Source organism: Pseudomonadota bacterium, from assembly GCA_018242545.1.
Lineage (GTDB): Bacteria > Pseudomonadota > Alphaproteobacteria > 16-39-46 > 16-39-46 > 16-39-46.
Map to the genome: position 1 here is coordinate 1 of JAFEBT010000024.1, position 23,366 is coordinate 23,366.

The following is a 23,366-nucleotide window of genomic DNA, read 5'->3' on the forward strand; positions in this document are numbered from 1 at the left end:
ATCTACTGGAAAGGACTAAAAATGTTATCTTTTAAGAAAATGACGGGTAGTGAGGGATATGATAATGTATTACTCTTAAATTCTCATGGAAAAATTTCTGAAGCTCCCACAGCCTGTGTTTTTTTTATTAAAGATAACGTTCTTTTTACTCCAGATTTAGGGTCAGATATTCTTGAAAGCATCACAAGAAAATTTATTATCGTGCTTGCAAAAACAGAGGGTATAAAGGTTGAAGAAAGAAATGTTGATAGATCAGAAATATACAATTGTGATGAAGCATTTCTTTGTGGAACAGGATGTGAAATTCTTCCCATAGTTTCAATAGATCGCTATTTACTGAATAATCGGCATAAAGAAAAAAAAACATTGTTTTTAATAAAAAAATACTTTGACGTGATGTATGGAAAAAATTTAGATTTTAAAGATTGGTTGGAGATTAAAAATAGTTTTATTTGATCAGATGTATGCCAATAAGAAAGATTTTTATTTCATACAAAAAGTGCCAACGGAAATAAAAATTATACTATTTATTAACGATCTTTTAGGGTAATTAAAATGCAATATATAAATTCTTTTGAATCAGAAGTGAGAGCATGTTGTAGAATTTTTCCAGTGGTTTTTAAGTCTGCACTTGGGTATGAAATTTTTGATGAAGCTGGAAAGAGATACATAGATTTTTTTTGTGCAGCAGGATCTCTAGCATACGGGCATAATCATCCACAAATTCTTGATTTGCTTCGTCACCATATTGATAAAAATGGAATTGTGAATTCATTAGATATGGCAACTTTAGAAAAAGAAGATTTTATCAAAAACTTTCATGATAAAATTTTGTTGCCACGTTCCTATCAGTATAAGTTTCAATTTTGCAGCCCATCAGGCGCTAATGTGGTTGAGGCGGCTTGTAAAATAGCGAGAAAAATGACTGGCAGACAGCCTATTGTTAGTTTTACCAATGCTTTTCATGGAATGTCGCTCGGGGCTTTGTCTCTTTCAGGGTCGCGATTCAAAAGATCCGGAGCAGGCGTTGGATTATACAATACGTATTTTATGCCCTATGATAATTATTTTGGGAGCGATATAGATACAATCAGTCTTATCGATAAGCTTTTCTCAGATGCTGGTAGCGGATATAATCTGCCTGCTGCATTTATAGTGGAAACAATTCAAGGAGAGGGCGGACTCAATAAAGCAAGCGACGAATGGTTATTAAGACTTCAAGACTTAGCTCAAAAATATGATGCTCTATTGATTATTGATGATATTCAAGCGGGATGTGGACGAACCGGTCAATTTTTTAGTTTTGAGCATTTGACCGAATTGAACCCAGATATTATCTGCTTATCTAAAGCTTTAAGTGGGCTTGGGTTACCAATGAGTTTACTTTTGTTGAAAGAACATCTGGATGTTTGGAAGCCAGGAGAACATAATGGTACATTTAGAGGAAATAATTATGCTTTTGTCACGGCCCAAGGTGTTATTAATCTCTGGAATAACATAGAGTTTGTTTCTGAAACAAACAAAATTTCAAAATTATTTGATACATTATTAGAAAATCTTTCTCATAGCTTTAATGAAGGTGAACGGCCTATGACTAAAGGTTTAGGATTTATCCGTGGTCTTGAATGGGAAAATCCTAAAACTGCTTATAAAGTTGCGCTGGAATGTTTTAAAAGAGGGTTATTGGTAGAAACAAGCGGAGCTGAAAAACAAGTATTAAAGCTTTTACCCCCTCTTATTATTACGGAATTAGCTCTTAAAGAAGCGATCTCAATTTTGAAAGAGTCTATTGTAATCGTCTTAGAAAAAGATAAGGATTTAGTTTGTGAATAAGATATATTAAAGTAAAGCAAAAAGGATGAGAGGAAATGTTTTTCTCCAGTGATAATGTAACTATCTTTATTCTTAATCTTAAAGATTTAAGAGTTTGTGTTCCTTTGTTAACCATGTATCTTTCAGATGCAGAAAAAGAGAAAGCGAAAAAATTCTTATTTGATTATCTAAAAGAGGATTACCTTATTTCACACGGAATTTTGCGTATTTTACTTAGCCAATATCTTTCCTGTGCACCTTTTGATGTTCAATATGTATATAATGACTTTCAAAAACCTTTTTGTAAAAATAATCCAAAATTGCATTTTAATATATCTCATTCTAAAGATGTCATTTGTTATGCTTTTTCCTATGATCATGAAATAGGAATTGATATTGAATTTATGGATAATAAAATTCCAATTAAAAACTTATGCTCTCTCATAGCAAGTCAAAAAGAGCTTAAAATATATAATAAAGTTAATAAGGATAAGGTGTATTTATTTTACAAATTATGGACGCTTAAGGAAGCTTTTCTAAAAGCCCTTGGAACTGGTTTATCAAGAAGTCCTTCAAATATAGAAACAACAATCCTTCCAAAAGAAATATTTAAAGTTATCCAAATGCGTGATTCTGAAGAAGAAATCAAAAAAAATTGGACTTTTTGTCCTCTTCATACTTTACCCAATTATCTTGGAGCTGTAGCCGTAAGAAAAAAAAACGCCTTCGTTAATATAATAAACTTAACCTCTTCCCAAGCTTTCTTCTCAAAGGGCATTCTTAACTCTTAAAAACAGAATGCTTTATTTTCAATACATCTATACAATATATTTTAGGATTTTATCATGAACGAAAAGATGCAACTACTTTTAAATTTTTCGACTCCTATTATTTCTGATGCCCTAGATATTCTTGGCATTAATGGAGGCTTAGAAGGAATCACCCCTCTTATTTCTGGGCAACGCATCGTTGGAGAAGCTTTTACTCTAGAATTTAAGGAGGTAAAAGAAGGAGAAATGGGGCCAGCTGCAGAATTCATTGATGAGGTTGAAAAAGGAAAAATTATTGTTATTTCAAATCATGGTCGCGATTTTTGTACGGTTTGGGGTGGCATATTAACATATGTTGCTCAACAAAGAGGAATTGCAGGATGTATAATTGATGGAGCTTGTCGAGATATTGATGAAATTAAGCAAGCAAACTTTCCTATGTTTTGTCGCACAACCTATATGAAGTCAGGAAAAAATCGTGTCTACCTTTCCTCAAAGCAACAAAAAATTCAAATTGAGAATACAGCAATATTTCCTGGTGATATTATATGTGCAGATGACTCTGGTGTGCTCTGTTTTCCCTATAATAAAATTGATGAGGTACTGACCATTGCTCAACAAATAAAAGATATGGAAGAAAGAATAATATTGGATCTTGAACAATTAATACCCTTGAAAGAGGCAAGAATCAGACATAATTATAATAAGTTTTCCAAAAGACTTTCTTAGGATGGCTTTATTATTGAGAGACAAAAAAATAATAAAGAAAAAAATATCTGCACATAAATAAAGTTTTTATCTATGGAGAATTTGAATGAAACACTTTAAAGAATATTTATATGCCTTAAAATTTCTCATTTGGGCTATCTACTTTTATATTTATTGAGAACTTAAACGTTTTACACTTCATCCTTGAATTTAAAAAAGGGTAAAATATAATGCTAAAATTTCTAGATGTTACCTTACGAGATGGACTTTATGTAGCGGAGTATCTTGATAATAAAAAAACAGCTTATTCTATTATAAAAGCCTTATTGCAAGCCGGCATAGAATTTATTGAAATTGGATATTGGAACGATCATGTTAAAGAGCCTGGCCCATCCTCATGCGGTAGAGAATATCTAGAAAATTTACCAAAAGCAAAAGCTACCTATTGTATGATGATACAGTCAAAAAATGCTTCACGGATTAATTTTAAGGAACTTGCTTTAACCCCCGTCAGTTTGTTAAGATTTCCCTGCCTTCCTATAAGTATCAAAGAAATAGAATCTTATGTATACCAAGCAAAAGAGGCAGGATTTAAAGTCTCAATTAATATAATTAGATCAAGCGAGCATAGCTTAAAAGAAATTATTTCTGCTGCTAAAATAGCTGAATCCTGGAATGCAGATTGGATTTGTGTGGCAGATTCCAATGGAGCTCTCTTGCCTGAGCGGGTCTATAAAATCATATATGAATTACATGAAAATATTGGAGCTCAGCTTGGGTTTCATGCACATAATGGGCTTAGTTTTGCTTTATCAAATGCTTTGCAAGCCATTAAAGCAGGAGCAAGTTTGATCGATACATCGATTTGTGGAATTGGCAAGGGAAGCAATTTATCTTTAGAGCTTATTGGAATGTTTTTAGGGATGAATGGAATGTTAGATATCAAGTTGTTTCCTATTTTTGAAACTATTTATCAAAATATTTATCTTAATGAGGGCCAGCATGTTTTGACAAAATTTGAAGATACATGTACAGCTGTTTTAAATTATAATTTAGACAAAATATTACAATTAAAATCTCAATATAACTTAAACTCAAAAGAATTTTTAACAAAACTCATAGAGATATATGAAGAAAGAGCTCAGAATTCTCTTTCTCTAATGGTTAAAGAAAGAAGCCTTTAAGGCTGATTACTCTTTCTGTTGCTCAATAGAAAAACTTCGATTTTATTGGATCATAGTATATTTAAAAGTCCGTCCGTATCATCTTTCCTAATGCTATCGTTTAATTCTTCTTGCATCGCAAACATCTTCTCTTTATCTGCCTTTAAAATATTGGGGTCTCTATGAGAAAGTGTGACACGTGCAATTTGTTGTCTTTGACGTATCGTTTTATTAACATACTTTATGCCAGATGAGTCAAACACTTCTAAATAATGGGTTTGATATGAATCTAAATTTTTTATTGCATTATTAAATTGCCCTACGTTGTCTGTGGAACAGTTTAAAAACCCTTCTTTTTTTACAAGCAAATAAAAAATACAAGTAAGGCTTCTTGTGAGGTATGGAAGATTTGCTTGGAAATTGAACTCTTCAGGACATATGTGCAAGTTAATAAAATCTAACATTTGTGTGCCCCCTGTGCTTTTGAATGTTCCTAAACTACTCCCTGATAAATCAGAAAGCCTATCATTAAAATCAATGATATATAAAATATCTGTGCAAGCCTCGAGAATAAAACCAAAGCTTGCAGAACCAAATTTCATTGGCAAATACGGACATATTTTCTCCAGATATGTTTCTATTCTTTTTACAATCTTATCTTCATGGTTAACAAGTGTTGATAATTGTGGGACTGGAACCCCATCTACTAAAATCTTTTCCAAATGGACGATGCTTCTTATTTTAATCTTTAGTTTATTGTCATTATTCATATACCAACTGAAACTACAAGTGTACTCTTTTCCTAAAAAATAAGGTTGAGCGATAAAGGAACTATTTCTAAAATATCCTCCTTTCTTATTTTGAAACTCATAATCATAATTTGAAGAATTATAAACCTTTGTGTTAATTGATCCATTGCTTAATCTTGGTTTTACGATAAACATATCAAAATTTTTAATAAAATTAGAAAAAGTTTTTTCATCATCTATTTCAACGCAAGGAAAATTGGGAATATCTAATTTTTTTAAAAAGCTCTGTAAAGTGTCTTTATTGCTCGTGTCGGGGTCTCCTTTAGAATTAATACGCTCTGGAAAAAAATATTTTGTTAATTCATATTTAAGTTTATGATTATAGTCAACGGGAGCATAAAAACCTATGATTCTTTGTTTTGCTAGGCTTTTCACTAAAGAAGAAAAATCCATATTAAATTCTATTTCTTCATTAAAGATATTTGACTCTGTTCTTTGTCCAGAAACAAAAATAGGAGTTTTAATGTTAATAACTCTCATTTGATTGGCTTTAAATAAATATGCAAGTTCTCGACCGCTTCCAACAGAATCAATGAACACAAATGTTTTCATTCTCTCCCCCTCATAAAAAATACTTCTTTATATTTAATTTAAGTCGAATGTAATTTTAAGAAAAACTTAAATAACATAGGATTGACATTCTTAATATTCTTTGAGAAAGTTTAGCTTCATAAAAATATACCTTTCGTATATTTAGATTAAAAAATACTATCTCTTATACGACAATAAATCCTAAATCCAATTGTTACAAGAAATTTTAACGAAACAGGTTATTTCATGATCTATTCTTTTTTTATGACAAATAAACGAAAAAATATAGATTCAAAAACGAATCTAAACCGCTATTATCCTTTGCACTTATGGAAACAATTTATAATAAACTCCTACCAAGTGAATATCCGAACGGAATGCATTGGAGAGTTTGATCAATATTTTGCCAAGTTAAAAAAGCAGGCTTTAATTGTTATTGGAGAAATTTATAATATTTCTGCCTTAAAAAAAATGATGCTCCCTTTAGAAAGGGATGTTATGTTGTATAGTCCGGCACAAGTTGTTCTCCTTTTATTATCGGCTTTTGGTGAGCATGCACTCTCTTTACTTGAAGGTTGCTATACATTGGTATACTTTAAGCAACCTAATGAAGTTTTTGTATATACGGATTTATTTAGTCAAATGCCCTGTTATTATACAAAAGATTCAGATGATAATATTTGGATAACCACCGAAATTAAAAACTTAATTGGAATAGAAGGAATAGACCTTTGCTTAAATTCTCTGAGAGAGTCTAAATTTTTTCTTAATAATCCTGATAAGTCAAATATTTTTAAAAACATAAAAAGAATTCCATCTGGAATGTGTTTATCAATTTCAAGTTTACCGGATGCACAAATTAAACTCCATTCCTATCATAATTTTTATTCAAAAAAACCTTTGTTTTTATCAGAAGAACAGGCAACACAAATATTTGAAGAACTTTTTAATCAATCTATTATGGATGCAATTGGAAATCAGACAGAAATTTCTATCCCATTATCTGGAGGATTAGATTCAAGCTTAGTTGCAGCTTTGGCAAATAAAAAAGTCAAAAAACTCTGGACTGTTTCTATAGGAAGGGAAGATGCTAATGAATTTTCTTTTGCTCAAGATGTTAGCAAGCTTCTAGGATCGCATCACTTGGAAATTTTTATGGAGTTGCCTTCATTTATCCAAGCCTTGGTTCATAGTGTGTTTTATAATGAAATTTATGATGGCGTTTGTGGAGAAATCCATGCCCCTTTTTATTTAATGTATAAGAAAATTTCTGAATTAGGAAAAACAGTACTAACAGGGTATGGAGCGGACATGTTGTTTGCTGGGCATGCCACACCCTCTGTTGATCTTTCTTCTTTATACGAAAGACTTTGGAAAGGTTTCCAGCGTGTTCAATGGCGCGGGGAATTTAGGCCTTTTGTAGCACAAAAATGGGGCATAGATGTACGTCATCCTTTTTGTAGCAACAAAATGATTGCTTTTAGCCTACATTTAGATCCAAATCTCAAAATTGCTAAAAATCATGTCAAATATTTATTGCGGAATTTTGCAATGGAAAAAAATTATCTTCCTGAAAATATTTGCTGGAGAGAAAAAATCGCGATTGAAAGGGCAAGTTCTATACACAAAATGTTTAGTGATTATTTGGGAATATCTTCTAATTTTGGATATGAAAAAAAAGATCAATTTATGTATAGTTTATTTGAAAAAATATTTGTTCATCATGTCCCGATAGAAGATCTTGATTCCCCAAAGACTTTAAAAAAACTAGTAAATTATTAAACTATTATAATAAAAGTATCTTCAGATATGCAAAACTTTATTTTATGTGAAGCGAGTCAATATAGCGTCCCATTTTGGCTTGATTGGAAGCTTAAGCCTAATGATTTTCAATATCATTTACAGGGTATATACACAACAAAAGATTACATTGATGTCGCTCAATTAAAAAGAGCTCTTAATTCTTTGGTCAACTCCAATTACAATTTAAGAACACTTTTTTTTGAAGAAGACGATCGCCTCATGCAAAAAATATTTCAAAATCAAGAAGTTTTTCTATCTTGTCATGAAATAAAAAATAAAATTCAAGAAAAAAAGACTATTAAACATGCAATTCAATCCCCATTTAATCTTATAACTGGTCCACTATACCGTTTTTATCTTCTTAAAAATATCTCCTCAGGAGAAACCACTTTTATTGCAATTTTTCATCATATTATAGTCGATGGAACTCAATTTGATTCATTAATGAGTTTGCTATCAGATTATTATAATGAAATGCAGGCTACAAAAAACGATTTCCAAGAGAGCATCTTTTTAAAAGAATATCTCGACTTTGAGAAAAAAAACATTGGACGTTTTGATCCGAGTATCATAGCAAAAAAATTATCTGAATTTCGTGAAAATCCTAAAATATCTTTGAGAGGTGATTCACATTCTAATTATAATACTTCTCGAAAACAGGTTCAGTTTGTTCTCTCTAAAAAAACACTTTCTAAATTAATAAATTTTTCTGAACTTCACAGCTTTTCTGTTTTTAATATTTTGCTAAATGTTTGGGCACTTCTTCTTAGCCGTTATCTCGGGCAAGATAAAATCGTAATAAATTTTCCAGCTTCTGTAAAAATTAATAAATTTAAAAAGATAAAACTAGGCCTTATAAATACATGCTTTTTCCGTTTTAATGAGAGTGGAACATTTTTAGAACAATTGTCTCAAGGGCGGGAATGCATTAACTCCAGACAAGACAGGTTTTTACCAGCTGTCAGAACTATAAAAGAAAGCCTACATTATAACTTAAACATGAAAAAAATGTTTGAATTGAGTTTCTCTGAGACGAGCTTAAGGCGCTGCTCTCCTAATCTTTCATCTTCCATGATAGCAAAGCCTACAAGTAATATGAATGCTTCAATTTTATCCATAAAATATCAAACTATAGAAGAAGAAATTTTTCTTGAAATTAATTATGAGTCTTCCCGTTTTTCAGATGATTTTGTGAAAAGGATGGGAGGGCACTTTGAGAATCTTTTAAATAAGTTGCTTGAAACTCCTTATGTATCTACAAAAGAGATTGGGATTATTACACATTTAGAATATGAAAAAACAATCATAGCTGCTCATAAAACATTTAAATCAAAAAAAAGAATACCTAAAGTTTTTGATTTTTTTGAGAAGATTGCGAAAAAAATCCCCCATGAATGTGCTATTTTATTTAAAGATCAATCTATAAGTTATCAAGAGATTTTCTCTAAAATTACTGCATTAGCGTTTTTTTTAGAAAAGAAATTGCAAGGCTTTCAACAAAAAAATAAGATTATTGCCGTATGTATGGACAGAAGTATTAATCAAATAATTAGCTTAATGAGTATTTTTAAAGCTGGGTGTATATATTTGCCTATCCCACTTTCTTACCCAAAAGAAAAAATTATACAAATCTTAAAGGAAAGCGAAGTTTCTATAATCTTAACGGATAAAAATTTTTTCCAGAAAATCAAAGACCTCGTTTTTTTTAGGGAATCTGAAGTAAGTATTCTAGATGAAGTAAGTCTTATTGAGTTTCAAAATGCGCATACGATAAAGGCAACTCATAATTCAGAGTCTGTCAATGGGTATCAAGATCCAATTGCTTATCTTATTTATACCTCTGGCTCCACAGGAAATCCTAAAGGAGTTATGATCAAGCACAGCAGCCTTACAAATCTTGTCCAATATTTTTCAAAAAAGCTTAATATTTCTTCTAAAGATAAAATTATTTATATGACATCAATTGGGTTCGATATTTCACTCCTAGAGATCCTTCTTCCTTTAACGAAGGGAGCTCAACTTATTATAATACCAGAAGAAATTAGAAAAGATTATATTAAACTTGGTGATTATATTAACCAATCTAATGCTACTGTTATACAAGCAACACCCTCTGAATGGAAAATTCTTGTAAATATTTTGAAGGACCCAAATATAAAAATATTATGTGGAGGAGAAAAATTATATGAAACGTTAGCGACGGAGCTTTTTTCTAAATTTAAGAAGGTTTACAATGTTTATGGGCCTACAGAAACGACCATTTGGTCAACCTGTCAAAAACTAACAAAAAATAATTATTCTATTGGTAGGCCCATTTCAAATACATCTGTATACGTCTTAGATAATTATTTAAATCCTCTTCCTCCTTACGTTTTAGGGGAACTTTACATTAGTGGGATAGGTTTAGCAGTTGGTTATTTTAATAAAGATAATGAATCAAAAGAGAAATTTTTGGATAATCCTTTTAATCAGAACACGGCAGGTATCTATAATAAAATATATAAAACAGGCGATATCGCATGTTGGAATAAAAGTGGACAACTTGAAATCATAGGAAGAAATGATGCTCAAATTAAAATTAGAGGGCACAGGATTGAGATTGGAGAAATAGAAACAATTTTAAATAATTTTGAACATATTTTACAAGCAATTGTCATAGCAAAAGAACATACCTTGGCACAGGGTCACTTTGAAATACAGCTTATAGCTTATTGTATTCCAAAAAAACCTTTTAATGAAGAATCACTATTCTCTTATCTTGGCAAGAAGTTACCGGAATATATGATTCCACGCAAAATTATAAAATTAAAAAAATTTCCCCTTACCTCCAATGGAAAAATCGATAGAAGCGCTTTCCCCATTCCAGAATCCTTTGATACCATAAATATAATTCCGCTTAAAACCATTTTTGAGCATCAGGTTTCTAAACTATGGGCAGATATATTAAATTTAACTCAAGACCTTATTGGTTTAAATACCAGTTTTTTTGAAATTGGAGGAAATTCAATTTCTGCAGGGCTTTTAATTTATGAAATAAAGAAAGAATTGAATGTTGATATAACATTTTCTGAGATAGTTGAATATCATACACTTAAAAATTTTGCACAGCACATTGAAAAACTTTTAAAGAAATCACCTTCAAAAAAACAGTCTAAATCTTTCCATCCATTATATACAGATATTGAAAGTGCACATAAAATAACTTTAGAAAATACTATAAATTCTTTTTCTTCTTCCATAAAGAATATTCTTTTGACAGGAGCAAGCGGATTTGTTGGAATACATCTACTCCATGAAATTCTGAATAACACAGATGCCCATATTTATTGTTTGTTACGCGGAAACAATTATTTTGAAGCACAGAATTCTTTTATAAAGCACTTAGAATACTATGATCTTAAAGATGTTCTAAAAAATAAAAGAGTACATATTATTTTGGGAGATATTTCCTTACCTCGTTTAGGAATGAAGCAAACTCTTTGGAATGATTTAGCAAAAAAGATAAATGTTATTTACCATTGTGGAGCTTATGTTCATCATTTACACAATTATAAACTCCTCAGAAATACCAATGTTCAAAGCACTATAGAATTGCTCAAATTCAGTACGCAATGCCAATTAAAACATATTCATTATATATCAACGTTAAGTACAATCTTTGATATAGATCAAACCCAAAAAATTGTGCATGAATGTTCTCCTATGGATTGGCCACATAGAGATACAGAGGGATATTCTTTAACAAAATGGGTCTCTGAAAAGATATTGAGTGATGCCAACAAAAGGGGATTCAGAACAACGATTTATCGGTTACCTAATATCTTTGGGCATAGCAAAACTGGGAAGGGACCAAGACATCGGATACACTTATTATCTTTTATAAAAGGATGTCTTCAATTTGGAATTGCTCCAAAAACAAATGATGCGAGATATATACTTCCTGTAGATATAGCAGCAAAGTTTATTATTCTTTCATCTTTAATGAGTAATGTCGTAAATGGTCAAACTATTAACATGGTGCAAGACAGACCAATTTCAATAAATATGATTTTCGAATGGATGATTAATCAAGGATTTCCAATCTCTTTAATACCCAAATCAGACTGGAATGAACAAGTTCTGTCAAGAATAACTGCTGATAATGCTCTTACACCTTTGTATGAAGCTTATTTTCAGGGAAAATTTAATAATATGCAGCGAATTTCTTCACCTGATTATACGATTGTCAATAAAAATTTTCAAGTTCTTCTGAACAATTTGAAAATGCCTCTTCCAACTTATAAGCAAGAATATTTCTATAATTATATTAAAATACTTTAAATTTGGTTGTTTGAGAAACAGCCAGCTTCTGAGAGCCTGAAGCTTCATGATCTTTAATTTTATTCTTAAGCCTAACGAACAATAAAATTCCCAAAATTGTTGTCGTCAATATTGCTCCGATGTTAATTCCAATTATACCTAAATTCAAAGTAAATGCCAGATAGTAATCTAAGGGAATTCCAAAAAGAAAGTTTATACTGATACAAAAATACAAAGGTTTTACGTTATCAAACAATCCTCTTAAGGCAGCAAAACAAAGGTTTCTAAACATATAAATAAAGAGACCTAAAGTTATCATGAGGAATAATTTGTGAATTAGTGCCTTTTGCTCGATATAAATTTTCCCAAGGTAATATAATGCTAAATATTCAAAGAAAATCCAAATACCAATAACCAGTATCGTAATAATTAAAGTTCCTATAAGAAGATGATATTTTATTTGTTTCTTTATGTTGTTAGAGAATGGACTATTAAAATATTGAGATACGGCAAGGCTAGTTGCTTGTGAACACCCAATTATAAACATAACTGCACATAATTTATACTGGTTAAAAAAATGCTGAATAGCTACACAATCTAAAGTTAACCATCCCACCATATTAATATTAATGAATTGAAGAATAAGCTCATACGCGTTTTGGAGACTAATTACAAAGCCAAGTCGCAAAATATCTCCTATTTTCTCAAAGCATTTCTTAATTTTAAATTTAAATAAATCTAAGGAAAAATAACGAAAAAGTGGAATGCCCATTATCAATGTTCCTAATATTCCATATACTAAAAACATATAACCAATCATATCAACATTAAATTCCGAAAGCCCAAATTTTCCTAAGGAACCCATATAAATAAAAAAAATTGTTATTGTTGTTGAAATAATGTTGCTTAAAATTACCCAATAATAAGAAGACAAGCCTATAAAAATACTTTGCAAAGCATAAAAAATACAAATTGGAATAACTGCATAAGAATAAGATTTAAAAAAATCTATAACAATAGGGATTATTTGATTTGGGAGATTAAATATTCTAAGTATTGGGTTTAAATAAAAAAAGAAACCAATGATTAAAATACCAAGCATTATACTTACTAGAAACGATGATTGAACTATCAATTGTGTTTTATGAGTATCATTTTCATTTAAAGATCGTCTAATTAAAAGAGATATTGCTGAAAGAAAATAATAGGACAAAGTCGATAAACTTAAAATACTAAAAATAAAAGCACTTGCAGCAAAAGTTTCTTTGCTAACTTTTGCTAAGATAGCCACGATAATTATTCTACCCAATATGTGAATAGTTTGATTAATCGTTAATAGAATACTTGGATACACTGTTTTCCTTAAATCTTTTGTAATTTTGAGAATTGCAGTGGACATTAAAAATCTCTATATTAAAATGTAAAAGACAGAATTTGATCTGACAGACAGTTACTTCATGAGAGATTATTCCACAACAATAAATGGTGGTGATAAAGAAGGAATATTGACCTGAAGCTTATCAGAGACAATAAATTTTTCAAGAGCCAAGTGCTTGGCATCTAAAAAGGTTTGCATGGGGGTTTTTCCATAACAAAACTTACCACTATGAGGGCGCACTTCATTATACTCTAAAAGCCAAGCATCAACATCTTTTTGAAGCTCTTCGATAGAAGAATAAATCTTTTTTCGTAAGGCAATATCATAAAATTCATTCTTCATTGTCTTATGAAAACGTTCACAAATTCCATTCGTTTGAGGATGGTAGGCTTTGGTTTTACTATGATCAACATTTTCAATCGCCATATAAAGTTGGTAAGCATGAGATTCTGGCCTACCGCAATATTCTGTCCCTCTATCCGTTAAGAGACGTAAAAGAGGAATCCCGTGCTTTTCAAAAAAGGGCAGAACCCGATCGTTCAAAAAATCTGCAGCTGTTAAGGCTGTTTTTTCGATATAAAGTTTTGCTTCTGAAACACGCGAATATGTATCTATAAATGTCTGTTGGTACACACGTCCAATTCCTTTAAAAGTTCCAACAAAATAAGTATCCTGGGCTCCTAAATAGCCAGGATTTTCTGTTTCTATTTCCCCAAGGGCTTCTCTTTTTTCCTTTTCTTTTTCTAAAATAGCTATTTGTCTTTCCGTTAAAATAAGGCCATCTTGAGCAACTTTAGCTTTTAAGCGTTTTTTTAAGGTTTCAAGATCATTACGAACCCAAACACCTCTCACCCCTCCAGCAGAAAGAAGAATACCTTGTTTTTTAAGCTCGTTTGAAACACGCAATTAGCCTAAAGCAGGGTTTTCAAGAGCTATATTAATGCAAGCCTGTTCGACATAATCGGCAACTCTATTTTTAAGAAGAGGTTTTTTCCGACTTATTTCTTGGAGAGCTTCTTCTTCTCCCGTTTCATATAGCTCTTTAAATCGATAAAATGTATCACGGCTATACCCGAGAACTTTGCACGCTTGGCTTACATTTCCGAGTTCTTTTGCAAGATTTAAAAGCCCAATTTTTGGTTTAATGATTTTTTGATCTAACGTCATTTCTTTATTCTTTCGTTTGACAGTTTTTTATACCATTTTTTTACTGTCTGTCAGATCAAATTCTGTCTCTTACAGATTATGACTTATGGTGGATCTTCAAACAATATAAACAAGATTTAAATTTAAAGAATTTTAAAGAACATTTTTATGAAAAATATCCAGAAACTCAGAAAATTTTTTTAAATTACGAAGATTTTTTCAAATCAGGTTCTATTAGCCAAGTGGAGAGGACATGGGGTCAGTGGCTATCCCCTTTGCAGCATACAATACCTTCTTATCAAGTGGTTATAGAAGATTTAAAGAATTTTTTGAAAGAAATATTTCCTCCATAAGACATATTTGGAGAAAGAAAAACCTTTTCTCTATAAAAGGAGAGTTTCTTGAGATAAATGCTTGGGGTGGACAAACGAAAAAATTCAATAAATCCTATTTTTGAAATGTTTTTGCAATGGCGAGAGATGTATCAAGCATACGATTCGAAAACCCCCATTCATTATCATACCACGCAAGAACTCTACAAAAAGTATGCTCGACCACTTGAGTCTGGGTTGTATCAAAGGTTGCACTTGCTTTACAATGATTGAAATCAGTTGATACCAAGGGAAGAGAAGAAATATCTAGAATACCTTTTAACTCTTTTTCCTCAGAAGATTTCTTCATAATTTCATTAATTTCTTCAACTGTGACAGGGCGTTTTGAAATAAACGTTAAGTCAACTAAAGAAACATTTGCAACAGGAACACGAATGGAAGTTCCATCTAGTTTTCCTTTAAGTTCAGGAAGAACCAATCCAACTGCACGGGCCGCTCCGGTCGTTGACGGAATCATAGAAAGAGTTGCAGCACGTGCCCGTCTTAAATCTTTATGAATGCTATCAACGAGGGATTGATCTCCTGTAAAGGCATGAACCGTGGTCATATACCCCCGTTCAATTCCAATATGTTTATCAAGAACAAAAGCAATAGGGGCAAGACAATTTGTTGTACAGGAAGCATTTGAAATAATCTGATCTGTAGCTTTAAGCTTATTTTGATTAACTCCATATACAACTGTTAAGTCGGCTCCTTCAGCAGGTGCAGAAATCAGAACTTTTTGAGCTCCTGCTTTAAGATGTTCTTCTGCTTTTGAACGTTCGGTAAAATGTCCTGAGCATTCGAAAACAATATCAATTTTTAATTCTTTCCAAGGCAGATTAGAAGGCGTAGCGATTGCAAAAGTTTTAATGGTAAGACTATCTATGCACAGATCTCCATTTTTCGTTTCGACAGAGCCAGGAAATATGCCATGGATGGAATCATATTTAAAAAGATGGGCATTTGTTTCAACATTTCCTAAGTCATTAATAGCCACAAATTCAAGATCTTTATAAACATGTGGATTTTGTGCCCGCGCTTCCAAAAAGGCCCGTAAAATCATGCGTCCGATTCGTCCAAAACCATTAATCGCAATGCGTATAGCCATCTTATTTTCCTTTTTCTAAGAGATGTTTAACAAATTTTATAATATTTTCTGATGTGAATCCAAAATGTTTCATAACATCTGGGCCTTTTCCAGAAGCTCCAAATGTATTAATCCCAATATGATGTTCAAAATTTCCAGTATATTTCGCCCATGAATCGCCGCATCCTGCTTCAATTGAAATTTTTAAAGTTTCTTTCCCGAGGACAGATTCTTTGTAAGCGGGATCTTGAGCATCAAAGAGCTCTGCACACGGCATTGAAATGACAGCAGTTGGAATGGAAAGTTGTTCAAGCTCTTTTTGAGCCTCAAGAGCCAAAGAAACTTCCGATCCTGTTGCAAGAAGTGTTATTTTTCTTGTCTTGAAAGAAGTGTCTTTCAAAATATATGCTCCGCGTTCTGATAAATTCTGAGAAGGAGACCAAGAAGCATCTTGCCGAAGTGTGGGAAGCCCTTGCCGGCTTAAAGCAAGAACGGAAGGAGCATGTGACATTTTAAGAGCAACAGCCCAACATTCTGCCGTTTCTACGCCATCGGCTGGACGAAAGACAAAAAGATTCGGGATCATCCGTAAAGAAGAGAGATGCTCAATGGGCTGGTGTGTGGGACCATCTTCTCCAAGTCCAATAGAGTCATGCGTTAAAACATATATAACTTGAATTCCCATCAGCGCAGAAAGTCTTAGAGCAGGTCTTAAATAATCACTAAAAATAAGAAATGTTCCGCCAAAGGGAATGATCCCTCCATGAAGTGCAAGACCATTCATCAAAGCTGCCATACCATGTTCACGAATCCCATAATGAATATATTGTCCTTTAAAATTAGGAGGTGAAATGACATCAGCCTTCTGAGCTTTTGTGTTATTGGATTCGGTTAAATCTGCGGATCCTCCAATGAGCTCAGGGATGATAGGAACAAGGTGATCTAAAACTTTTTGAGAACATTGACGTGTTGCAAGCTTAGGACGATCCTTTATAATTTGTGCTATAAGGGGAACAAGGCTTTCTTCCCATCCTGCAGGAAGTTCTTTTTTTAAGCGTCGATTGAAATCACTTGAAAGAGGAGAAAGAGTGCATCTTTTTTCCCAATTTTTTAAAGTTATTTCAGAACGAATTCCATTCTCTCTCCAAGCATTTAAAAGTGTTTCTGGGATTTCAAAAGGCGGAGAAGACCAATTTAAATTTATACGTGTTTTTGCAACTTCATCAGGCCCAAGTGGCGCGCCATGCGCTTTTGATGTTCCTTCTTTTGTTGGCGCTCCAAAAGCAATTTTTGTACGGCAGGCAATCAAGGAGGGCATAGAATTTTCTTGTGCTTTTTGGAGAGCATTTTCGATTTCAACGAAAGAATGCCCATCAATTTGTTGAACATGCCATCCTGAAGCTTCAAACCTTTGACGTGTGTTATCAGAAGTACTAAGAGACGTGTCACCATCAATTGATATATGATTATCATCAAAAAGAACAATCAGTTTTGAAAGTTTAAAATGGCCTGCTAGAGAAATTGCCTCTTGAGATATGCCTTCCATTAAACAACCATCTCCAACAATGGTGTAAGTATGGTGATTCACGAGGTCAGATCCAAAAGTTGCTCGTAGAATTTCTTCTGCTAAGGCCATTCCAACGGCATTTGCAAGTCCTTGACCGAGAGGACCCGTTGTTGTTTCGATGCCAGAGGCAAATCCAAATTCTGGATGTCCTGCTGTCTTTGAATTTAATTCTCTGAAATGCTTTAAATCTTCGAGGGACATATCTTTATACCCATTGAGATAAAGAAGAGAATAAAGAAGCATCGATCCATGGCCTGCTGAGAGAACAAATCGATCGCGATCTGGCCAAAGGGGATCCTGCGCATTAAACTTAAGAAATTTTGTAAAAAGGACTGTTGCAACATCTGCCATCCCCATGGGCATTCCTGGATGACCAGATTGAGCTTTTTCAATAGCATCAATACTTAAAAAACGAATGCAATTGCTCATTTGTAAAAGGAAACTTGGAGAAAGGTCTTTAAACATAGAGCTTGTTATAGTCATTTAAGAGTCCTTATATTGAGAATTTATCTTTAATAAAATCATCGCCTTTTGTTTTTAGAGAAAGAGAATTCCATAGGCTTCAATAAGAGGCAGCTCAAAAAACAATTTTTAGAGACTGATCTTAGCCTTAAGGAATAAGAAGGCTGTTGTTCTAATTTAGACAAAGAATTTAAAACTTTCTTGATAGGACTCTAGGGGAGTTAGGAAAAAAATTCAAGATCTGGATAAAAATTATTCCAAAATTTTAAAAACAATAAAAATTCTTTTTTACTCATAAAAACAAGTTAAGGAAGGAGAACATTTAGAGAGATTTTTAGTTTTTATGAGGATTTTAAATCTTCTTTTACTTCTAAAGAAGAAGGGGTAGTTTGTTCTAAAAGTTTATGTCGAAGTGTTTCTACCGATTTATTAACTTGATCTTTTGAAACTCCAGCTAAAAGAAGGATTTGTGATCCCAGCTGTAAACTAGGTTCTAACATCTCGGGAACGACAACGACAGCACCTGCTTTCTTAAGTTTTTCAGCATGTTCGTTATCATGCGCTCGCACAAAAATCGGAATTTTAGGGAAATTGCGTTTAAGTGTCATGACTGCTCTTGAAACAGTTCCGGGTTGATCAAGTGTCAGAACAACAGCTTTAGCTTTCCCCATACTAATAGCATGAAAAATTTCTGCGCGTCGAGCATCTCCAAAAAAAACAGGAAGGTTTAATTTTCTTCCTTCACTCACACGCGCCATATTCATATCAATAGCAACAAAGGGAATCATTTGGTCATTTAAAAGGCGCGCAATAATGTTTCCAATGCGGCCAAATCCTACAATTACAACATGCGATGTCATATCTCTTGTTTCTTCTTCAATTGCAATAGCATTATTTTTTGTTTCAAAAGGACTCACAAAATTTGACAAAAGTTTTCCAAGATGTCCAAGTAAAGGTGTCAATGCCATTGATATGGCAACAATAAGATAAAGAAGAGGAACAACATTTGGAGGAAAAAGACCAGAAGCGGCAGAAGGGGCAAATAGAACAAAAGCAAACTCACCTCCTGCTGACAATAAAAGAGCGATTCGAAGAGAAGTTGACCACCATAGTTTAAAAAGTTTACCAAGCACAAAAACAATTAGAAATTTTCCAAATAAAAGGAATAAGAGAAGGCCTGAAATAATAAATAAATTGTCCCATAAGAGTCTAATATCTATTCCCATTCCCATGCTTATGAAGAAAAGTCCGAGGAGAAGCCCTCTGAAGGGGTGAATGTCTGATTCAACCTGGTGCCTGTATTCTGTTTCTGCTAATAATAGCCCAGCCAAAAAAGCTCCCAATTCCATGGAAAGACCAAAATAATTTGTCGTATAACCAGTCAAAAGTATGAGCAACAAGGTCATTGCGACAAAAAGTTCAGAATTTTTGGTGTTTGCAATAAAACGATAAACAGGCCTCAAGAGAACACGCCCTAGAAATCCGATTGCTACAAGAACAACAATTCCTTTAACGACAGATACACCGAGCGCAATAAGCAATTGGTGTGTACTAATTTCCCCTTCTTCATTCGTTAGAAAATTAACAAGAACTAAAAAAAGAACAACGGCTAAATCTTGAAATAAAAGAATAGAAAAGGAAATACGTCCATATCTGCTTGCAAGATCTCCTCGTTCTGCCAAAATTTGAACAACAACGGCAGTAGAAGAGAGGGCAAGACCTGCGCCAATGATAATAGATGCTCCCAAAGGGAGATTAAACCCAAAGTTAACAATTAAAGCTATAATGGTACTTGTGATAAAAACTTGAGCGGTTCCAAGCCCAAACACATAACGTCTCAAAGAGACCAAGCGTTCCCAGGAAAGCTCGAGACCAATTGTAAAAAGAAGGAAAACAACGCCAAATTCAGCAAGGTGCTTGGTTTGTGAAACTTCTTTAACGTAATTTAGCCCAAAAGGTCCAATAAGAAGGCCAGCTAACAAATAACCAAGAAAGGGGCTTTTTAAAACGCGTTTAACCAAAGTTACAACTAAAATAGCTGCACTTAAGAAAACTAAAGTATCCTGTAAATAACTTTGTAAGCCCACAGATCCTCTTCGGTATAAAAAATAATTGCTTTATTAAGGAATTTGCCTAAAAAATAAGTTTGTGTCAAATGTTCTAGAAGTCTATATAGTATTTTAAGGAATGCGTTGTTTTTTAGGACACTTTATCATGAATCAAGAAAAATTTTTATGCCATGCTAAAATTATAGCGACTTTAGGCCCTTCTTCATCTCAATATGAAGAAATTCGGCAGCTTGCTCTTAAAGGAGTTGATGTTTTTCGTTTGAATTTTTCTCATGGAAACTATGAAGATCATCAAAAACGGTTTGAAATTATTCGTCTTCTTGAAAAAGAATTGAATCGGCCATTTGGAATTTTTATGGATTTGCAAGGGCCTAAGTTACGTGTTGGCCTGTTTGAAAAAGAATCTGTTCTTTTAAAAAAGGGAGATGTTTTTCGGCTTGATCTTGAAACTTCTCTTGGGAATGAAAAACGGGTGTGTCTTCCTCATCCTGAAATTTTTAAAGTTCTTCAAAAAGATGCTATTTTATTAATGGTTGATGGTAAAATTCGTTTAAGGGTACTTTCTCATGGCTCTGATTTTGCAAATGTTGAAATCTTAACATCAGGCCTTCTTTCAAATCGACAAGGCGTTAATGTTCCAGGTGTAAAGCTTCCGATTTCTGCTTTAACGGAAAAAGATCATAAAGATCTTCAATTTGGATTAAAACTAGGGGTAGATTGGGTTGCTCTTTCTTTTATTCAAACGCCGGAAGATGTTTATGACGCTTCTAAAATTATTCAAGGACGCGCCGGAATTATTGCTAAAATTGAAAAACCTTTGGCAGTGGAACATGTTGGAGAAATTATTGAGCAGTCGGATGCTGTAATGGTTGCTCGCGGAGATTTAGGTGTTGAAATGAATGCAGAAGAAGTTCCGAGCATTCAGAAACATGTTATCAACATTGCAAAACAATCTGGAAAGCCTGTGATTGTTGCAACGCAAATGTTAGAGTCTATGATTCATTCTCCCACCCCTACGCGTGCGGAAGCTTCTGATGTTGCAACAGCAATTTATGATGGTGCAGATGCTGTTATGTTATCAGGAGAATCTGCTTCAGGAGAATACCCCAGTGAAGCTGTTGAAATTATGCAACGTATTATTTATCGTGTTGAACAAGATTCTTTTTATGAAAAATTTGTTGAAGCCAATCGATTTTTGCCTCGAGCAACAGAAGAAGACGCGATTACAGGAGCCGCACGCCAAATTGCTGATACACTTGAAGTGGCTGCAATTGTAACATGTACAGAGACAGGAGCTACAGCTCAGAGAGCTGCGAGAGAAAGACCACGTGCACCTATTTTAGGATTGACACCAAATTTAAATACTGCACGGAGACTAACACTTGTATGGGGAGTGTATTCTGTCGTGACGCCTTATGTAGATGATATTCTTGAAATGGAGAATCTTGGTAGAACAATTGCAAAAGAAAAAGGATTTTGTTACAAAGGAGGGAGATTGGTTTTAACAGCTGGTCTACCTTTTAGGACACCGGGCGCAACAAATATGTTACGTATTATTCATGCGTAATAGCCCATAATTAAAGAAGTTTAAGAGTATTTTGTTAATAAATTAAAAGAGTATGTTCTTAATGAAGAAAAATATTTTAAGAGGCCTTGTTTTGGGGATCTTTTTCTTCTCCTCTCAAGTTTTTTCGCAAAGCTTCTTGCAATTTTATAACACGCATACTGCTGAAACATTTTCAGGTGCTTATAAAGATGACTTTGGAAATTATATTCCAGAAGCTTTAGAAAAGATAAATTATATTTTGCGTGATCATAGAACAAATGAAATTCATGAGATAGACGTTCTGCTCTTAGATCTTCTTTTTGAGATTTCTGAAAACTTATCAACAGATTTTAAAGATGTTTGGTTTTATGTTATTTCAGGATACAGAAGCCTTTCTACAAATAACATGTTGCGTCAGAAAAGTAAGAGTGTTTACCATAAAAGTGCCCATATGTCAGGACGTGCCATTGATATCCGTGTTCCTGGCGTTCCTTTAAAAATGTTGCGTGATAAAGCTATATCTCTTAAAAAAGGAGGCGTTGGATATTATCCTCATTCTAATTTTATTCATGTAGACCTTGAAAAAGTAAAAACTTGGATAGGGCGCTAAATTTTAAAAAAGTTAAGATTATGAAAATATCAAGGCATACATTTTGTTGACAATGAGAGAGTTTGTTTTTAATTTTAATCAAAGGTTAGAATGAATTAAAAAATTATCCAACCCTTAAATCTTGGATATATAAAAAATACTTAACTATAATGGGGGCATGTGTATGAAAAGATTCTTTTTTTTAATGTTGTTTTTTGGCTTTTTAAGTCTTATTACATCCTATGTGTTTGCTAAGGAATGGTCCCAATCTTTGATGACGTATGATATTGAATGTAATGAAGCGCAAGAATTGGCTGTTCTAGAAAATGTAAAAAGTCCAAGAACAATAAGTCTTGTTTATACAGATCAATTTGTTAAAGAAAGAGCCAAAGGTGTAAAAGGTATTATTGTTACATCTGATAGAGAAAAACCTGAATTTCCACAGTGTAATGTTAATGTTTCTAAAATTCTAGATTTCTGTAATGATCCAACAAATAGGGCCTGTATTCCTGTTCCTGCTCAATATTTAGAAGAAGATTTGGAAAAAGTTAAAAATGGAACGTTTTTGATAGAAAGGATAAATCATCCGAGATTTCCAACACCTTTGTATTGATAAAGATGAATACAAAGATAATTTTTCCATATGTTAATAGCATGCCTTTAATAAAACGATAGTTTTCTTTTGCATTCTTAAGAGTATAGAGCAGAACATGTGCTAATTCTGATGTATGTATAGATCGGCACAACAATATGCTTGCTGCTCTATCTGCTTATCCAATTCTTTGGAAATTCTGTCTCTTTGTCTCTAGATCATCCGCTATACTTTCGGTTACATGCTTTACGCCACCACTTGCCTTTCTCACAGATTCTCTCTTTTCTGGACAGAATCCTACTTTTTATTTTTTATGAAAATATGTCAGGTGTTAAGAAAAATTATAATTAAATTTTACCTCCTACCGATAAAACAAGCTCATTTTTTGTTTGTAGATCTTCTTCTATTTTAAGAATATGGTGCAATCTCAGAATATCCTCCATTCTATGATTTTAAAATTTTACCAAGAAACCTCTGGATTTTTCCCAGCATAATTTTTGATGTTATAAAGTGAGGTATTTTCTTGGATAATATGAGGTTCTTTGTTTTCCCTTCCCATCGTTTCAAATGGAAAATATGTCTTTAAGAATATACAAAATTTTTAAAATTTAGGGCGTGTCATCAATTAAATTGACAAAGAAGGAGAGAGAAGAGATATTGA

At 32.9% G+C, this 23,366-nt stretch carries 15 protein-coding genes and 1 pseudogene; 10 read left to right on the top strand and 6 right to left on the bottom strand.

The features are described 5' to 3' along the window. Nucleotides 1-21: 21 nt before the first annotated feature. The 5 genes from JSS34_04385 to JSS34_04405 all read left to right on the top strand — a co-directional run bounded on the left by JSS34_04385 (nt 22) and on the right by JSS34_04405 (nt 4,474). Nucleotides 22-456: an aminotransferase class IV gene (locus JSS34_04385; GenBank protein MBS0185563.1), complete on the top strand. Its 435-nt coding sequence runs from the start codon at nt 22-24 to the stop codon at nt 454-456. A 99-nt stretch (nt 457-555) separates the two neighbouring features. Next, the gene (locus JSS34_04390) at nt 556-1,833 is read left to right on the top strand and encodes a diaminobutyrate--2-oxoglutarate transaminase (protein ID MBS0185564.1); all 1,278 of its coding nucleotides are present in this window, start codon (nt 556-558) and stop codon (nt 1,831-1,833) included. A gap of 35 nt (nt 1,834-1,868) precedes the next feature. Beyond that, nucleotides 1,869-2,603, top strand: a complete 735-nt coding sequence (locus JSS34_04395; GenBank protein MBS0185565.1) for a 4'-phosphopantetheinyl transferase superfamily protein — start codon at nt 1,869-1,871, stop codon at nt 2,601-2,603. A gap of 54 nt (nt 2,604-2,657) precedes the next feature. Continuing rightward, nucleotides 2,658-3,311: an RraA family protein gene (locus JSS34_04400; protein ID MBS0185566.1), complete on the top strand. Its 654-nt coding sequence runs from the start codon at nt 2,658-2,660 to the stop codon at nt 3,309-3,311. Between the two features lie 209 nt (nt 3,312-3,520). Beyond that, the gene (locus JSS34_04405; protein MBS0185567.1) at nt 3,521-4,474 is read left to right on the top strand and encodes a hypothetical protein; all 954 of its coding nucleotides are present in this window, start codon (nt 3,521-3,523) and stop codon (nt 4,472-4,474) included. 50 nt (nt 4,475-4,524) lie between these two features. Here the strand turns inward: JSS34_04405 and JSS34_04410 are convergent, their stop codons facing one another. After that, a complete protein-coding gene (locus JSS34_04410) occupies nt 4,525-5,814 on the bottom strand; it encodes a hypothetical protein (GenBank protein ID MBS0185568.1) in 1,290 nt (429 codons plus the stop codon). Nucleotides 5,815-6,039: 225 nt separating this feature from the next. On the opposite strand from JSS34_04410, the gene JSS34_04415 reads away from it, so the two are divergent. Beyond that, a complete protein-coding gene (locus tag JSS34_04415) occupies nt 6,040-7,575 on the top strand; it encodes a DUF1933 domain-containing protein (GenBank protein MBS0185569.1) in 1,536 nt (511 codons plus the stop codon). Nucleotides 7,576-7,602: 27 nt separating this feature from the next. Continuing rightward, entirely contained in the window at nt 7,603-11,916 is a 4,314-nt protein-coding gene (locus JSS34_04420; protein ID MBS0185570.1) for an amino acid adenylation domain-containing protein, read from the top strand. On the opposite strand, the gene JSS34_04425 is transcribed toward JSS34_04420, so the two are convergent. The 5 genes and pseudogenes from JSS34_04425 to JSS34_04445 form a co-directional block, all read right to left on the bottom strand. Continuing rightward, complete coding sequence (locus JSS34_04425; protein ID MBS0185571.1) at nt 11,903-13,294, bottom strand: MATE family efflux transporter; 1,392 nt, start codon at nt 13,292-13,294, stop codon at nt 11,903-11,905. The genes JSS34_04420 and JSS34_04425 overlap by 14 nt on opposite strands. Nucleotides 13,295-13,360: 66 nt before the next feature. Beyond that, nucleotides 13,361-14,440 (bottom strand): annotated as a pseudogene (locus JSS34_04430) (IS481 family transposase). Between the two features lie 426 nt (nt 14,441-14,866). Then, a complete protein-coding gene (gap, locus tag JSS34_04435; GenBank protein MBS0185572.1) occupies nt 14,867-15,901 on the bottom strand; it encodes a type I glyceraldehyde-3-phosphate dehydrogenase in 1,035 nt (344 codons plus the stop codon). Between the two features lies 1 nt (nt 15,902). Further along, the gene (gene tkt / locus JSS34_04440; protein ID MBS0185573.1) at nt 15,903-17,912 is read right to left on the bottom strand and encodes a transketolase; all 2,010 of its coding nucleotides are present in this window, start codon (nt 17,910-17,912) and stop codon (nt 15,903-15,905) included. 338 nt (nt 17,913-18,250) lie between these two features. Beyond that, nucleotides 18,251-19,996, bottom strand: coding sequence for a cation:proton antiporter (locus JSS34_04445; GenBank protein ID MBS0185574.1), 1,746 nt, complete (start codon nt 19,994-19,996; stop codon nt 18,251-18,253). 127 nt (nt 19,997-20,123) lie between these two features. On the opposite strand from JSS34_04445, the gene pyk reads away from it, so the two are divergent. The 3 genes from pyk (at nt 20,124) to JSS34_04460 (ending at nt 22,726) form a co-directional block, all read left to right on the top strand. After that, the gene (pyk, locus tag JSS34_04450; GenBank protein MBS0185575.1) at nt 20,124-21,545 is read left to right on the top strand and encodes a pyruvate kinase; all 1,422 of its coding nucleotides are present in this window, start codon (nt 20,124-20,126) and stop codon (nt 21,543-21,545) included. A gap of 61 nt (nt 21,546-21,606) precedes the next feature. Further along, nucleotides 21,607-22,134 carry a DUF882 domain-containing protein gene (locus tag JSS34_04455; protein ID MBS0185576.1) on the top strand — a complete coding sequence of 176 codons (528 nt, stop codon included), beginning with the start codon at nt 21,607-21,609 and terminating at the stop codon, nt 22,132-22,134. A gap of 163 nt (nt 22,135-22,297) precedes the next feature. Next, the gene (locus JSS34_04460) at nt 22,298-22,726 is read left to right on the top strand and encodes a hypothetical protein (protein MBS0185577.1); all 429 of its coding nucleotides are present in this window, start codon (nt 22,298-22,300) and stop codon (nt 22,724-22,726) included. The last annotated feature ends 640 nt before the right edge of the window (nt 22,727-23,366 follow it).